We start from the raw sequence: 14,435 nt of genomic DNA on the forward strand, positions 1-14,435 counted from the left end.
TGTCAGCCCTTCATCTGCTGGACATACCGGTCGGCTGCTTTTTCAGCCGCGTCCCTGGTGTCGAAACCGGTCTGGATGACGTTGCCGCCATGCAGGAAACGCCATTTGTGGTGCGGGCCGCCGAAGCTGACCTCGGCCGGGCTGACCTCGGTGGCGGTCGCCCTGGGGGCGCTGTCCTCGTCGAACAGCCTGATGACGCGCACAACCGCCGTGGTCTTGGTGACGGCGAGCACACGCAGCGTGCAGTCGAGGCCGAAATCATCCGAAACGATGTCGATGGTCATGCCGCGCCGGAACACCGTGAGGTGGTTGGCAAAGAATTCGGGGTGGGTGACGTCGGCGAGCGTGGTGTCCGACGGCACTGTCGCTGCATAACGGCCGATGGCGTAGTCGGCCTGGGCGAAGCGATGCCCGGCAAGCTTGGTGACTTCAGTCATTTTTTTCACCTGGGATCAAAGGGAAATGAAAGGGGAAAGGGAGGCCCGCAGGCCTCCCCCAGTCGCTTCGAGTTAGTCGGTGTCGGTCGCGGTGATGGCGAGGCCGTCGGTCAGGTCGATGCCGCGACCGTCGCTGCCGGTCTTCTCGTCGATCACCCAGCAATGGTGGATCGCCGTCACCGGGCCGGCCAGCGTGGTCGTGCGCGTGCGCACGATGACGATGTCACCCTGGCGGGCGCCCTTGGCGTGGCCGTCGCTGACATAGTTGGAGGTATTGACCGTCGCGATGGCGTCGACCGAATCCAGCAGCCACGTCTTCATGGTGCTGGCGCCGGAAAGACCATCGGTCAGGAGCTTGAAGCCGTTCGTTTCATAAGCCATTTCCAAGCCTCCTCAGGAGAACGCAGCGGTGTCGTCGGTGACGACCTTGATCACGCCGGCCTGCTGCAGGATGGTGCTGCCGTCGTAGATCGTGGCACGGTCGTAGGAGTAGTCGTCCTCGCCGTTGAAGCCGGCATCGACCTTCACGTCGCCGGCGATGGCGTGACCCACGGCCGGCTTGGCGAAGATGAAGTTGGACGCGCTCGCCGTGCCCATGCCCGGCAGGCCGGTGTGCATGATGTGCTTGGCGCCGAGCCAGAGCTTCGGCCGGTCGAGCGTCAGGCCGACGAGCGGCTTGGCGTCGATATAGTCGGCCGACTTGAACTCCTGGAAGGTGAGCAGGCGGGCCCAGGCTTTCGGCGTCCACAGGCAGGTGATCTCGTTGCCGGCCATGACGTCGAGCTCGAACAGGTCGGACAAGGCGTCGACCGTCTTGCCGTAGGTCAGGGTCTGGGCCGCACCGCCGGCATAGGCGTTGGTGGCGGTCGACAGCGCCTCGATGATGGTCATGTCGATTTCGCGCGAGGCGGTCAGCGCACTGGCGTTCTGCATCGCTTCACGCAGGTTGGCAGCCGCGGTGAACACGTCGAAGCCGGGACGGGTTTCCTTGGTGTGCTTTTCTTCCAGCGTGATCGTCGGCTGGCTGTCGGTGCGGTTGCGCGACGGGATGAGACCGTTCGTGCCGCGCCTGGTCATGCGCCCGGCAGCGCCCTGGAGCGCGAACGAGGCGGTCAGGCCGCTGATCATGAGTTCCTTGGTGACGCAGTCCTTGAGGTAGGTTTCGCCGCGCTGAAAGGCGACGACCCACTCATCCCGGTACTGGGTTTTGGTGATGGCATAAGGCATCTCGATATCCTTCGATGATGATTGGAGGGTCTTTCAGCCGTGATCGGGGTGCAGCAGGCAGGGCTTTCGCGGGATGCCGTGCCGGGGGCACGGGGCCGCTACTCACCCCGTCGCGGGGCGTCACATCAGCTTTTCTTGTTGGAGCGTTTTGCGGGGCCGTTGCCGGGGTGCCGCGATAAGTCTTGATCCGCCCGGATCACTTCCGGGCGTTTATCTTGTCGAGCTGGGCATAGATCCTGGTCAGTTTGCCCTGGACGGCGTCGCTCTTGTATTTTTCCGGGTCGGAGACGCGCAGCGCCAGGAGCTCCTGCTGCTGGGCCTCAAGCGTCTTGCCGGTCGCCTCGATGTCGCCGGTGAGGATCGCCGTCGAGCCGTAATAGTCGGCGCCGATGGTCGCCATCATCTTGACGAAGCCGAGATTGTCCTGCAGGCGCGAGCCATCCATCAGGCGCAGGCCCATCATCTGGCCGAAACCGTCGTCGCCGAGATGCGCCCGCATCAGCTCCTGGGCGGCGCCAATCTGGCCGTCATAGTCGCCGCCCCATTCGCTGCGCAGGGTCTTCTGCGTGTCGCCGGCGACCTTGGCCAGCTGGGCATTCAGCTCCTGGGCCTGGGTGGCGGCGAAATCCTGGTACCAGTCAAGCGCTGCGGCTGCCACCTTCGGCGGCACGTGGCGCTCATGCATCGCCGCCTTGAAGTCGGAGAGGATCGCCCTGTCGGCGTCGGTGACCTCGAAACCCTCGCGGAACGCGCCGGGATATTGGGCGGCGTCATCAGGGATGCCGTTGGCCAGGCGATAGGCCTTGACGTCTTCCGGCGTCGACTTCTCGGTCAGTTCGACCTGCCGGCCGCCATTCTTGGCATTCCTGTAGCCTTCGCGGAAGGCCTTCGAAATCTCGTCGGTCGACCTGTAGCGCTCGAGCTGCTTCATCATCGCGGCATCGCCGCCGGCCAGCTGTTCGCGGAACGACTGCAGTGCCGCGTCGGCGCCAGGTAGCGGCGAATTTGGCGCCGGCGACGTCGAACCCGGCGAATGCGACACCGGCGCCGGGCTATTGTCTGGCGCGGTCGGCGTTGCGGTCGTCGGCTGGTTTGCCTGTGCGTCTGTCATGGGCTGGTCGGTCATTGCTCTCACCTGTCAAAATGGAAAGGGAATGGGAAATCAGCTTCCGGATCTGGAAGCCGACATGCTGCTTGCCGGCGGCAAAAGAACTGTCGCGCTCGCCGCCATGCTCCGACGGCATCCAGGAGGGTTGATGCAGGCCGCAAATATGCAGCACCGCGCCCAGCGCCCGCTTCTGCTGCTCCTCATTGGCAATGCCGGCGGCCAGCGCCTGGAGCGCTGCGCAATCGGCCTTGCGGATTTCCAGATCGCTGCGCGGCATCTCGTTGTCAGGGCGCACCGTGACCGGGTGCCAGGGGCGATAGGGCTTCTGGCTCATTGTCCGAGTGCCGCCCGGATCGACTGCGCGGCATCACCGACCTGGGTGGCGACAGCGGCGCCAGTGCCGACCTGCTGCATCTGCTGCTGTTCGGCCATGGCCTGCTGGCTCTGCTTGAGATTGGCCGCCGCATGCTCGGCATCGAGCAGCCAGTCGGCGCGGCTGTTCGGGATCGCGGCAAAGGCGTCGCGAAACATGGTGCGGGCATCGACCTCGCCGGCCAGCGACGGATCGAGCGACACGCCTACCTGCAGGATGGCGGCACTTTCCTGGAAGGCGTTGAGCACCTGCCGGTCGCGCGCTTCCTTCAGCGCATTGTTGAACTCGTACTGGATGTTCTGGCCGAGCAGGATGTCGGGCATGTCCAAGGGCACGCCGTTGCGGTCCACCGGGCCATAACCGCCGGCCCGCATCACCTTTTCCGTGGTCAGGTCGAGCACCGCACCGGTCCATTCATGTTCGATCGGGCCGAACAGCGGCATGGCGTTGCGGATCCATTCCTGGACGCGCTGCGCTGCCTCGTAAGCCGTCATCGTCTTGTCGGCCTGGGCGATCGGCTGCAGCTTGCTCAGGAAGAAGGCGTCGCCGAGCTGGTTGCGCTGGTCGTTGATCAGGTCGATGCCGAGGCCGACATTCTTGCCCAAGTCGAGCACGCGCAGTGCCGCCCCCAGGCGTTCGTCATACTGGCTGTCGATGAAGGTGATGCCGTTGGCGCCGAGATCGACCGGCGACAAAAGCGCATCCTGGGTGGCGACCAGCGGCGGGTCGACCTGCTTTTCGCCGGCCTCGATGATCGTCATCTTCATGCGTTGCAGCATGCGGCTTTCGGTCAGGCCGATCGACGCCGCCGTCGACACGGCGTAGAACTTGCCCGACAACAGCCACCAGCGCGGCACGACATAATCGAAGGTGAAAGCAGGCAGTTCCTGCAGGATGGTGCCGTCTTCGCTGACATAGACATCCGCCCACTTCGCCCCCTTGGGGAATTTGCGGCGCGGCTCGTAGAGCTCCAGCGGGATGAAGATGTGGCGGACCTTGAAGGTCGTCTTCGTATCCTTGTTGCGCAGCGCGTTCTTCACCTGCTGCGGCAGCCTCGCCTCACCGAACAGATGGGCCATGGCGGCAGCGGTCATGTCGCATTTGCGGTGGACATGGTTGACCTGGCCGTCGGGCCCCTCCTGCCCCGCCATGTTTTTGGGATGGTGGCAGCGGTAGATGAGGTTGTCGCGGTTCCTGTTGTAGCTGACCTGCAGCCAGCCCATGCCGAAGGCGGCGAAGTCATGCTCGACCTGCTGTGCGGCGCGGCGAAAGCCGCTGTCGCGCGAATTCAGGATGGCGCTGTTGACGTCTGTCATGAATTCGAGGAAAGACGCAGCATCGCGGTCACGGCCGATGCGCTTGTTGGAGGCCGCCGCCTTGAACCATTGGCGCCCATCGGGCCGCACCATCGAGCCGATCTGGTCGCCAAGCTCGCGCCGCATCAGCACGGGCGTGGCATCGGTCAGATGCGCGGCGAACTCCTGGCCGAGCACGATTTCCGTCGTGAAGTCGGCGCGCTCGGGGAACAGGAATTCGGCGATTTCCTGATACAGGCTGTCGAGCGCACCCTTGGCGGAAAAGAGGCGCGCATCGATCGCCATCAGGTCGCGGCCTGCCTGGTCGCTCATCAGCTCGCTCCGAGCGTTCCGCGCGAGAACTCACGCCCGATCGTACCCGGAACCTGGGCCAGGCGGTCGGTGGCGGCGCTGCTTTTGGCCGCCGGGGCCAGCGAGCGCGTCCGGCTGCGCTGGCGCTTGGCCAAGGGATCTTCCGGGTCGGGCATCGTTGCCGGCGGCTCCGGCTCGGGCATCGGCTGTTTCTTTCCGAAAAGTCCACTCATCGGCGTTTTCCTCGCAGTTTGGCCTTCAAGGCACTGTTTGACGTCACGGATTGAAGCCTGAGCCTCGATTGTTCGCGCCGTTCCTGCGCTGCCTTCGGGCGCTTCAGCCCGCTGATGGCAGACGCCGACAGCATGATGGTGGTGTCGCCCTTGTCGGGGGAGCGGCCGAGCTGTTCGCGCATGACATCCTTGGGCAGGACGAGGATGTCCTCGCCGCCGCCGCCGGCGCGGATTTCATAGCGGTAGGCGGCGAGGTCGGCCTCCAGCTCGGCATCGGGCGGCAGGGCGATACGCGCGCCATAAGCCGGGTCGAGCAGTTCGCGGAACTGCCAGACGGCCTGGGCCCGGAGATTGGCAAAACCATAGAGGCCGTCGCGTGTCGAAGCGGTCGAGCCGCTGCCGCCCTTGAAGCCGAAACAGTCGACATCGGCATGGGCAAGCTGGGTCAGCGTGTCGCCGCCATAACCGCCGCCGGCATCGACCACCACACGACAACGGTCGCGCATCTGCCTGACGATCAGCCCCGCTGCCGTCGGCCCGTCGGGCGTTTCGCTGCCCTTGTAGCTGGCAAACGGCGAATACCACCACTCGCGCCGGCTCTGGATCTGTGTCTTGTCGGACCCGCCCTGGGCGATGTCGGCGGCCACCGCCGTCATCGGCAGGTCAGGCGGGGTGGCGAGCCAGCGGGCCTGCGCCTGCCTGATCCAGCCGGTCGGGATCACCTGCCAGGGATCGTCCTTGCCGCCTGCCTCGAACGAGCCGTAGCGCAGCCGCTCGCGGATCTCGTCGGGCAGGCTTTCGAGCTGTGCGGCATAGCCCGTCGCCATCAGCTCTGGATTGTCTTCCAGCATCGAGCGAATGAAGGTCCTCGACCTCGGACGTTCGCCCTTCGGCCCCTCATAGTCAGCATCGACCTCGCGGTCCTCGCCGCCGACGGTGGTGAACCATCGGAGTTCGCCAGATGCCGCAGGCTTTGGATGGCTTTTGTCGAGCCATGGCGCCCAGTACCTGACCACCCACATGCCCTCGGCCGAGGTCGGCGGGTTGCCTGTTGCAACGACCCGGCAGCGCCGGCCCCTGGCATCGCGCAACCAGCCGATGATGTAGCGGTACTGGCTCTCGGTGAACTGGGTGATCTCGTCGAAGGCCTTCAGCCTATGCGCCCGGCCCTGGTATTTTTCCTTGTCGGCCTCATGCGGCACGCCGCCGAGCTCGATCTTGCCGCCATTGGCCAGGCGCCAGACATGCGACTGGCTGTTGTAGCCGCCGCGGCCGCCGAGCATCCGGGCGAGCTCGTCCTCGATGCCCTTGAGCTGGGTCGCCTGTCTGCGCAGGATCAGTGCCGGCTGGTAGTCTTCGAGCGCGAGGCCGCAGATCAACGTCGTCTTGCCGCCGCCGGCCGCACCGCCATAAAAGGTCTCGTCCGCCTCGGACAGCCACGCCTCGGTCTGCGGCCCGGGATTGGGGATCATGTAGCGGCCGACCGACGCCTTGACCGCCTCGTCGATCACCTCCTGGCGCGCCTGCGCCGGCAGGGCGTCGAGGGCCGCCAGCACCTCACTGAGCTGCACTGTTCAGTCCCTGCGCCAGCAGAAAGGCGACGCGGCGGGCAATGTCGTTCTTGGACAGCTCGTCCACCGCAGAGGTCAGCGGCGCCCCGGCCTTGCCGGTCACCTCCGCCTTGTCGGCCAGGCCGAGCTCGCGGGCGACAATCGTCGGGTTCAACAGATCGGCCGCCGCAGCCTCGAATTTCTGCGTCCGGATGACCGCCTCGGCCCGCGCGGTGACCTCGCCGAAGCCGTCACGCTCGCCAAAGCCGTCCCATGTCCCGCGGCCGATGCCGAGAAAGATGCACAGGCCCGAAATGGTCATCGCCCGCATCCGTTCGATCTGTTCGACCTTGACCTCGCCCTGATAGGCAAAGGGCCTGGCTTCAAAGAGCGGGTTGGCCTCGACCCAGTCGAAATATTCGACACAGGCCGCCCACAGCGCGTCGGGCGTGGCAAAGACCGCGCCATAAGAGCTGCGCGCCTTCCAGAACGGGGTGGGTGCGGGCATGGAGGTCCTTTCGCCGGGCGATCGGTTGAGGGCGAGCGCGGCGCGCTGGCTGCGAGGGGCGGCGCCGGTCAGGCTGACAGGTCACAACGCGCCGGCCCGCAAACATCCACCTGTGAACCAGAGTTGACAATCATCTGCCAACTGCAGTACACAAATCTCGTGATCGAAATTCGCAGGACCGCTGAGTTCACAGGCTGGCTCACCGACCTCAAGGACCTCAAGGCCAGGTCCCGCATCCTGACCCGTATCGACCGGCTGGAGTTGGGCAACTCAGGTGATGCCAAATATTTCGACGGCATCGGCGAGCTTCGCGTCGACACTGGTCCTGGCTACCGCGTCTACTTCGTCAAGCGCGGCACAACTGTCGTCATCCTGCTTTGCGGTGGCGATAAGTCGACGCAGGCTTCCGATATCAAGAAGGCCATTGCGATGGCAAAGGAGGTCAAATGACCATCAAGACCACAAAATGGGACGCCGCCGAGTTTCTGAACTCCAAGGAGGAAATCCTTGCCTATCTCGAGGCGGCATTCGAGGACGGCGACCCGTCCGGGATCAAGCTTGCCCTCAACAATGTTGCCCGGGCCCGAGGCATATCCGACCTGGCGAGAGAAACCAAAATCTCCAGAGAGGGCATCTACAAGGCGCTGAGTGAGGATGGCGACCCAAAGCTGTCCACACTGCTCAGTATCGTAAAGGCGTTCGGGCTCAATCTATCGGTCAGAGACCTGGAACACGCTTGAATGCTGGCGTCGCATCGTCCGGCTCGCAGTCCCTCGGCGCATGAAAAACCGCCCCGGCTACGAAGTGGGAAGGTGCCTTCGCCTCTATCGGCCCGGCATGTGCTGCCCTGGCTTTTGGCCTGCCCGCCTGGCGAAAGCCGTCACTTCCGCATCAGGTCGGGGTGACGGTCGCCAAGCCACTGCTTGCCATCCTTGTCGGAAGCCCAGGGATTGCCAAACAGCCGAACCGTGGGGCTGTCGTCGCCGGCCTTGATTGCCGACCTGACGATACGCCGCTCGCGGCGATGTTCAGCCACCTTGAAAGGCTTGTCGCTCTCAGCGGTCGTCATGCCGACGATGGGCGTCCTGCGCCGGGACCGTGACATCCGCTGCTCCTGATCTGGCCTGCCTGCCCTGCCGGGCAATCTGAAAAGCAAAAGGCCGCCGAAGCAGCCCCCAATCGACGCACTGCGCCATGTTGAGAACAGCATGCCGTATCGGGTAACCCGACGCAATCCCGTTTTGATCGACGGCGAGATCAGGTGGCCCCTCACCCCAGTTGCAACGTCGCGTCGCCGGAGGGCAAAACGGCGCTGCACCAGCTGCCCCTATTGCCGCGGCGGACCGGCTTTGCTTTGCTGCGCCGGGGTCTTTTCAAGGGGGCTGATGTGGCGGAGGCAAAGGGGCCACTTGGCAAGGCGGCCGCGATCCTGATGGCCATCTGGGTGCTGCTCGGCGTCCTGCCCGTTCTAGCCCAGATGCCATGATTGAACGAATGCGCGCTTCGCGCGTTGCGGAAGGCAACCATCAAGCTAACGAGCCCAGCCATAGAGCAAAGGGGCAGCCCGTGACCGCAGTTGTTCCACGTTTCAGATGTATCCAGGAGCCGAATGGATCATGGCAGGTCTGGGATGATGCCGAAGACCGGCCCGCAGCACTTGGCAATACCGTCCTTGTAGAGCGTTCGTTTGAAAGCGCCACATCTGCGTGCTCGATCCTGAACCGGATCTATGACGGCGACTTTCAGCTCAAGGTCAGGTCTACCCGTGGCGGCCCAACGCGCAGCCTGTGACCAGCCGGTGAATAAGTCCCTCATGAGCTGATGGCCCGGGGGCGGCTTCCTTGGGGCCGGTGCGCCTGGGCAGGCCGCGCCAGGACCCTGCCCCGCGGAAACGGAACCTTACGCCGCACCGCATGTTGTCTCAGGGACAGCAGGAGACCAATCATGCCTCACGAAAAAGCAATAGCGGCCCGCAAGCCGGCACCAAACTATCGCGACCCCAATGACAGTTCAAAGCCCAATGACAGGCAAAATGATGACGGTGTCAGCCAAAAAGCCGCCGAAAACAGGAAACCCGCCGACACATACGGCAACACCGAGCCTGTCGACGAGACCAACGAAAAGACCCGTCACGCCGACGGCCAGAACCCGCCAGGCACTGAGCGGCCAAACCCCGACCAGCCAAACCGGAACAAGCCAAACCCCGATCAGCCCGACATCGAAAAGCCAGGTGGCAGCGAGCAGGCCGGATACCGCATGAAGCGCGCCCGCTTCTGGCAGTCGTGACGACGCCTGAAAAGCGCTTATGACCTGAACGAACCGGTGAAGCGAAAAGGGCTGCCGAACCAGCCCCCAGCCGAGCGGCACAATGTCGACGCACCGCGCCATCTAGACCATAACATGACGTTTCGGGTTACCTCAGGCAATCCGTTCGCCGGCCCGTTCGTTCCCGGTCGGTTGCCTGCGAACGGCCTCTGAATCGACAGCTGGAGACTTCGGCGCGATGCGCGCCGGCCCCGCTTCTTTCCCAGCGATCAGCTATTCACACTCGTCGCTGTCGGCGACGCCGCGCGCCATCGGGCTCACTCCGGCAACCCCGTCCCTGGCCAGGAAACGCTTGACGAAATTGATGGTCGCCGGCGACACCTTCACCGCCTCGCCCGCGCCTGATGTCGCGGCCATCATGCTGGAAGGTCAGGGAGTACTAACAGGCGCGAAAAACTCAATTGGCCAGCGTGACGTCCCGTCGCGCTAGTCGGCAAAGGCAAAGCCCCCACCGCGTATGGCTGCGTGCCGATGTTCACCACCGTTCGTGACGCCTATCCTGATGGCCGCAGTGGTTCGTTGCCGCCGCCTCGGAATCGGCGCCATCGCCGAGAGGCTCGCGCTGGAGGCGAGCACTCTGAGGCCCTTGCTCAAACGGCTCCAAGCGGCAGGACTTCTCAGGCAACTGCGTGACGCGATCCATGAAGATACGGGCTTGGAACGAGCACGACCCAAGCGGGCAGGCATGGGAGGCTTCTTACACTGTGGGCACGGTTCCGCCGTCGATTACGTACTCCGCACCCGTGATCGAAGAGGCGCGATCGGAGGCCAGAAAGGCAACCAGATTGGCGATCTCGGCCGGGCTTGAGGGGCGACCGAGGGGGATTCCGCCGAGGGCGTCCATTATGATCTTCTTGCCGCCTTCAACGTCGGTGCCTGCCTCATCCGCGAGACGTCGGGCGAGCTTGACGGAAGCCTCGGTCTCTATCCAGCCCGGAGACACGCGAACGACACGCACGCCTTTCGGCGACACCTCCTTGGAGAGGCTTTTGCTGTAGGTCGACAACGCCGCCTTCGCAGCAGCGTATGCGGTCGTGGCGTCCGGCAGGGGGAGCAGCCTCTGGATGGAAGAGACGTGGATCACCACGCCGCTTCCCTGCGCGATCATTCCCGGTATCAGTTCTCGGTCGAGCCGCACGGCGGGAAACAGGTTGAGATCGAGTTCCTTGTGCCAATCACTGTCGCCCAGGGCCGAGAAGCCGCCTGCCGGCGAGGAAGAACCGCCGAGCATGTGAACGATGATATCGACGCCGTCCAACTGCCCCCTGACGGCTTCGGCCACCGTGAAGCAGCCTTCGCTCGTGGAAAGGTCGGCAGCCACGAAAAGGTCCGCAGACGCGTTCGCGGGGACCGAGCGGGCCGTCGTCAGCACACGTGCGCCGAATTTGCGGAAAAGGTCGACGGTTGCGGCACCGGCTCCCTTTGTGCCGGAAGTGATCAGGGCGCGCTTGCCCGATAGATTCAGGAAGTCGTTCATGCGCCGATCTCCAAGGCTGCGATCTTGTCGCCCACCAGACGGAAGACGTAGGTGAGATTTGCCGGGCTGCCGGGAAACTCGCCGGTGACCCTGGCGATCACCTTCGTCCCATGCTGGTCGGTGAGGGCCTCGAGCGGATCGGCGACATGCCGGTACATGGCTTTCGAGTACTCCCACCAATTGCCGATGGCATCATGTCCGGAGTGGGAGCGTCCCTCGTCATGGACAGCGGCGCTCGACGTGAAGCAGGCCAGCAGAGCCTCGCGGTCGTTCATCCGATCCGCTTCGAAATAAGCCTGGATTGCCTGAGGAAGTTTCATCTCTCGTCTCCTGTTGGGGATTGTTCGCTCCACAACTAGGCGTATTCCGATGTTCGGATAATTGGGATAAACATGGATGTCGAATTGCGGTAAGTGGGATAATGACGAGGCCTGGCCTTCACGATCTGGAAGCTGTCGTAGCCGTTGCTCGCAGATCCTCTTTCCGCGGCGCGGCGCTTGAACTGGGGATGTCGACGACTGCCCTTAGCAATGCCGTCGGCAAGCTGGAGACCCATCTCGGCGTTCGCTTGTTCAATAGAACCACCCGCAGCGTATCTCTGTCGGATGCCGGTCGCCTGTTTGTCGAGAGCGTCCGTCCGGCGTTGCAGGACATCCACGATGCCATGGATGCAGCACGCTCAAAGCAGGCAAACCCCACGGGAACGCTCCGCATCAATTCCTATGCCACGGCCGCGCGAGAAATCCTTTCACCCCTGCTCCTGGAGTTCGTCAGGCGTTACCCGCAGGTCCATATCGATCTGGTCACAGAGGGACAGCTCCTGGACATCGTCGCGGAAGGCTTCGACCTGGGCGTGCGTCGCGCCACCCTCGTGCCGAGTGACATGATTGCGATCTCGCTGGGTCGGCCGCAGCGAAATGTGGTCATAGGCTCGCCCGACTATTTCAAAAGCCATGGCACGCCTTCCACACCGACTGACCTCCTTCAACATCGGTGCATCCGTATCCGGCTGCCGAATGGCGCGCTCTTTCGCTGGCGCTTCGAGAAGGATGGGGAACCGCTATTGATCGATGTGGACGGACCGATGACTTTGGATGAGGCAAGCCTGTCCCGCGGCACAGTGCTTGCAGGCGTGGCGCTGGGCTACGTAATGGAGCGTGACGTGCGCGAGGATATTGCGGCAGGGCGCTTGATCAGCGTTCTGAAGGAATGGATGCCGCCTTCCGACGAGCTCTGCATCTATTACCCGGGACGACGCAATCCATCCGCGGCGCACAGAGCATTCGTTGAGCTAGCACGGGAACTCGGCTCAAAAGGCCGAAGCACGGCTGTATAAGCGCCGTTCCGCTCCGCGCCTGATTGCGGACGCTTGCGGTCGCGGGACGTAGTCCAGACAGCGGCCGTTCGTGATCCAGACTGCTCAAGCGGAAGTGACGGCCTGTGGGCGGTGTCTTCCGCCGGCTCCAACCCGATTGCTTTGATTTTGACGGCCTGCCCAGCCCTGCCCGATCCCGCCTCCCCCTACCCCCGCCCTGCCCCCATCCCCAGCAACTGCCGCCGCATGCTCGTAAACGCGTTGTCGTCGGCGTGGTTGGTGTTGTCGGCGTCGGGGTGGTGATGGGTGGCGCGCAGGTCGGTCGGGGACAGGCCGAAAGCCTGGCGGAAGGCGCGGCTGAAGACCGAGGCGCTGCCGAAGCCGCATCTTGTCGCGATGATGCCGACATTAAGATGCGCCTGGGCCGGGTCGGTCAGCGCGTGGTAGGCGCGCGTCAGACGCCGTTGCTGGATATATGCGCCGACGCCGCCGATCGGCTCGAACAGCCGGTAGAGCTTGGCCCGCGACATGCCGAGCCGCTGGCACAGAAATTCCGGCCCGAGATCGGGCTCGGGCACATTCGCCTCGATGAGCCGGCGCATTTCCGGCACAACAGGTTTACGACAATATCGGCCCGCGGGTGTTGAGGCCGAAGAAGAAGTAGCGGCAAGGTACTGACCGCCACGCCCCGAAAACCGAGTGGAATGCCGGCCCTGCTCCGGTGGGCCGGTTCGGCGCACCATTAGCTTGGCGCCGGGCGACCTTGATCAGTCGCGCGCCTTCGGCACGAAGCTGAATTGAACCTTGTCGTCCAGGTCTATGGCGACGTGGAGATTGGCCGTGTCCGACACGGCACCAAAAATCATCTGCCTGTGCCAGGTGGTTCGGCGCGGGCCGGGACCGGCCGCTTCGGTGTGGCTGTATCCGCCCGGCTGGTCGACATCAGGCGGCCCGAACGCCTTTATGACATCGTCCAGCGTCTTCAGACCCTGCGTCACCTGCCTCAGCCTTTCCATCTCTTCCAGGCTCACATGCATGAACAGCTCTGGCCTGCGCGAGGCCGGCGCCCGGCCGCCGCAGGAGATGCAGTGATGGATCATGACCTTCTCTCCGGCGGCTCCAACGATGTGATACTCGTTGAGCTCGGCATCGAAGACGATGGGGATCGACGGCTCCCGCGAAAACGCCTCGAGTGTTCCGCACGCACATTCGGCGACATCAGGGGCAAAGACCAACTGAACCTCCGTGGGATCGAACATATGGCAGGACGCCCGGATGCCTCCCTCTAGCACAACCGGTGCTTGCGGCGGAAGTTCGTGGATTTGACGCCCCCCGAGCAGAGACGGGGTCTTCGCAACCATCATGACGGTCATGAAGGCGCTCGGTCTGCTGTTGAGCCAGACGCAGAGTCCGGTCGCTTCCTGAGCACATGCCGTCTTGAATGAAGACCACCGCCATCGCTGGCAGCTTCGCGCACCATGGCAATCATTGAAGTCAGATCTGCCCGTGCCTGAGTGCGGACACTACCGGCAACCGCCTTGGAGATCGCGGTTTCGCCAATTTCGGACATCGTTTTATACCAGCATTGGGCCTTGGTTCTGTGACCCTCAGGTGTCTATTTTGCCTACCTCATTGTAGCTGCGAAATAGCCGGCGGCCCCCTCATGATGGAGAAGCTCGGTCGGACGCTTCAATACGAACTGGTTTTCGGCGACGATGTAGTTGTCGGCATGCAGGCGCGCGATTGGCTGGTAGACCTCCGGCCGGACATAGCGGCCGCGCTCGTCCATGCATTCGTCGCGGACATACATCTGCACGACCTCGCCGATGACGATGGTGCGACGGCCATAGTCGAGGATCTGCAACACCTTACATTCCATGGCGCAAGGCGATTCCTGGATGCGGGGTGCTGCGACCTTGACCGACGGCGTGCTGGTCAGACCGGCGAACTCGATCTCGTCGACGTCGCTAGGGAAGTTGATGCCGGTGACGATCATCTCGTTGGCGATCGCCATGTCGACCATGTGAACGACGAACTCGCCCGAGCGCCTGATGTTGGCGACAGTGTCCTTGGCGGTGCCGTCGGGACGGGTCTGCATGCCGAGGATGAGCAGCGGAGGCTCGTGCGAGAAGACGTTGAAGAAGCTCATCGGCGCGGCATTGTTGCAGCCGTGCTCGTCGACGGTGGTGACCAGCGCGATGGGGCGCGGACCGACGAAGTTGGAGAGCAGACGGTAGCGGTCGTTCTCGGGCAGTTCTGCGAAATCGAAATCCAT

Annotated in this window: 20 protein-coding genes and 1 pseudogene; 5 read left to right on the forward strand and 16 right to left on the reverse strand. The window is 63.7% G+C overall.

Annotated features, from left to right (window positions below; all coding sequences use genetic code 11):
- Nucleotides 1-2: 2 nt before the first annotated feature.
- The 9 genes from N7E70_RS21125 to N7E70_RS21165 form a co-directional block, all read right to left on the reverse strand.
- Nucleotides 3-437 (reverse strand): hypothetical protein, encoded by a 435-nt coding sequence (locus tag N7E70_RS21125; protein ID WP_067963532.1) that lies wholly within the window; start codon nt 435-437, stop codon nt 3-5.
- A gap of 72 nt (nt 438-509) precedes the next feature.
- Nucleotides 510-818, reverse strand: coding sequence for a hypothetical protein (locus N7E70_RS21130; protein WP_182573642.1), 309 nt, complete (start codon nt 816-818; stop codon nt 510-512).
- A 12-nt stretch (nt 819-830) separates the two neighbouring features.
- Nucleotides 831-1,664, reverse strand: a complete 834-nt coding sequence (locus N7E70_RS21135; RefSeq protein ID WP_067963537.1) for a phage capsid protein — start codon at nt 1,662-1,664, stop codon at nt 831-833.
- Nucleotides 1,665-1,860: 196 nt separating this feature from the next.
- Nucleotides 1,861-2,790, reverse strand: a complete 930-nt coding sequence (locus N7E70_RS21140; RefSeq protein ID WP_263007520.1) for a hypothetical protein — start codon at nt 2,788-2,790, stop codon at nt 1,861-1,863.
- Nucleotides 2,717-3,049: a hypothetical protein gene (locus tag N7E70_RS21145; RefSeq protein WP_067966794.1), complete on the reverse strand. Its 333-nt coding sequence runs from the start codon at nt 3,047-3,049 to the stop codon at nt 2,717-2,719. Before N7E70_RS21145 ends, N7E70_RS21140 begins: the two co-directional genes overlap by 74 nt.
- A 53-nt stretch (nt 3,050-3,102) precedes the next feature.
- On the reverse strand, nt 3,103-4,773 hold the full coding sequence (locus tag N7E70_RS21150; RefSeq protein WP_263007521.1) for a portal protein: 1,671 nt from the start codon (nt 4,771-4,773) through the stop codon (nt 3,103-3,105).
- On the reverse strand, nt 4,773-4,985 hold the full coding sequence (locus N7E70_RS21155; protein ID WP_067963548.1) for a hypothetical protein: 213 nt from the start codon (nt 4,983-4,985) through the stop codon (nt 4,773-4,775). Before N7E70_RS21155 ends, N7E70_RS21150 begins: the two co-directional genes overlap by 1 nt.
- Nucleotides 4,982-6,556, reverse strand: coding sequence for a terminase large subunit domain-containing protein (locus tag N7E70_RS21160; protein ID WP_263007522.1), 1,575 nt, complete (start codon nt 6,554-6,556; stop codon nt 4,982-4,984). Before N7E70_RS21160 ends, N7E70_RS21155 begins: the two co-directional genes overlap by 4 nt.
- Nucleotides 6,543-7,043: a DNA-packaging protein gene (locus N7E70_RS21165; protein ID WP_263007523.1), complete on the reverse strand. Its 501-nt coding sequence runs from the start codon at nt 7,041-7,043 to the stop codon at nt 6,543-6,545. The genes N7E70_RS21160 and N7E70_RS21165 overlap by 14 nt, the downstream gene beginning before the upstream one ends.
- Nucleotides 7,044-7,202: 159 nt before the next feature.
- Between N7E70_RS21165 and N7E70_RS21170 the strand changes: the two genes are divergently transcribed.
- Both N7E70_RS21170 and N7E70_RS21175 read left to right on the forward strand, forming a co-directional pair.
- Nucleotides 7,203-7,493 carry a type II toxin-antitoxin system RelE/ParE family toxin gene (locus N7E70_RS21170; protein WP_182573711.1) on the forward strand — a complete coding sequence of 97 codons (291 nt, stop codon included), beginning with the start codon at nt 7,203-7,205 and terminating at the stop codon, nt 7,491-7,493.
- Entirely contained in the window at nt 7,490-7,783 is a 294-nt protein-coding gene (locus N7E70_RS21175) for an addiction module antidote protein (RefSeq protein WP_182573637.1), read from the forward strand. The genes N7E70_RS21170 and N7E70_RS21175 overlap by 4 nt, the downstream gene beginning before the upstream one ends.
- A gap of 140 nt (nt 7,784-7,923) precedes the next feature.
- Here the strand turns inward: N7E70_RS21175 and N7E70_RS21180 are convergent, their stop codons facing one another.
- Nucleotides 7,924-8,148, reverse strand: coding sequence for a hypothetical protein (locus N7E70_RS21180; protein ID WP_182573636.1), 225 nt, complete (start codon nt 8,146-8,148; stop codon nt 7,924-7,926).
- A gap of 839 nt (nt 8,149-8,987) precedes the next feature.
- On the opposite strand from N7E70_RS21180, the gene N7E70_RS21185 reads away from it, so the two are divergent.
- The gene (locus tag N7E70_RS21185; protein ID WP_263007524.1) at nt 8,988-9,329 is read left to right on the forward strand and encodes a hypothetical protein; all 342 of its coding nucleotides are present in this window, start codon (nt 8,988-8,990) and stop codon (nt 9,327-9,329) included.
- Nucleotides 9,330-9,581: 252 nt separating this feature from the next.
- On the opposite strand, the gene N7E70_RS21190 is transcribed toward N7E70_RS21185, so the two are convergent.
- Nucleotides 9,582-9,728 (reverse strand): hypothetical protein, encoded by a 147-nt coding sequence (locus N7E70_RS21190; RefSeq protein ID WP_263007525.1) that lies wholly within the window; start codon nt 9,726-9,728, stop codon nt 9,582-9,584.
- 175 nt (nt 9,729-9,903) lie between these two features.
- On the opposite strand from N7E70_RS21190, the pseudogene N7E70_RS21195 reads away from it, so the two are divergent.
- A pseudogene (locus tag N7E70_RS21195) lies at nt 9,904-10,014 on the forward strand (MarR family transcriptional regulator); the annotation flags it as partial.
- Between the two features lie 51 nt (nt 10,015-10,065).
- On the opposite strand, the gene N7E70_RS21200 reads toward N7E70_RS21195, so the two are convergent.
- Both N7E70_RS21200 and N7E70_RS21205 read right to left on the reverse strand, forming a co-directional pair.
- The gene (locus N7E70_RS21200) at nt 10,066-10,845 is read right to left on the reverse strand and encodes an SDR family oxidoreductase (protein ID WP_263007526.1); all 780 of its coding nucleotides are present in this window, start codon (nt 10,843-10,845) and stop codon (nt 10,066-10,068) included.
- The gene (locus tag N7E70_RS21205; protein ID WP_263007527.1) at nt 10,842-11,165 is read right to left on the reverse strand and encodes a nuclear transport factor 2 family protein; all 324 of its coding nucleotides are present in this window, start codon (nt 11,163-11,165) and stop codon (nt 10,842-10,844) included. The genes N7E70_RS21200 and N7E70_RS21205 overlap by 4 nt, the downstream gene beginning before the upstream one ends.
- Nucleotides 11,166-11,266: 101 nt before the next feature.
- On the opposite strand from N7E70_RS21205, the gene N7E70_RS21210 reads away from it, so the two are divergent.
- Complete coding sequence (locus tag N7E70_RS21210; RefSeq protein WP_263007528.1) at nt 11,267-12,181, forward strand: LysR family transcriptional regulator; 915 nt, start codon at nt 11,267-11,269, stop codon at nt 12,179-12,181.
- 185 nt (nt 12,182-12,366) lie between these two features.
- Here the strand turns inward: N7E70_RS21210 and N7E70_RS21215 are convergent, their stop codons facing one another.
- The 3 genes from N7E70_RS21215 to N7E70_RS21225 form a co-directional block, all read right to left on the reverse strand.
- The gene (locus N7E70_RS21215) at nt 12,367-12,762 is read right to left on the reverse strand and encodes a helix-turn-helix transcriptional regulator (protein ID WP_263007529.1); all 396 of its coding nucleotides are present in this window, start codon (nt 12,760-12,762) and stop codon (nt 12,367-12,369) included.
- Between the two features lie 165 nt (nt 12,763-12,927).
- Nucleotides 12,928-13,533: a hypothetical protein gene (locus N7E70_RS21220; protein ID WP_263007530.1), complete on the reverse strand. Its 606-nt coding sequence runs from the start codon at nt 13,531-13,533 to the stop codon at nt 12,928-12,930.
- Between the two features lie 251 nt (nt 13,534-13,784).
- Nucleotides 13,785-14,435, reverse strand: a complete 651-nt coding sequence (locus N7E70_RS21225; RefSeq protein ID WP_263007531.1) for a flavin reductase family protein — start codon at nt 14,433-14,435, stop codon at nt 13,785-13,787.

The organism is Aminobacter sp. NyZ550 (genome assembly GCF_025628925.2).
GTDB lineage: Bacteria > Pseudomonadota > Alphaproteobacteria > Rhizobiales > Rhizobiaceae > Aminobacter > Aminobacter ciceronei.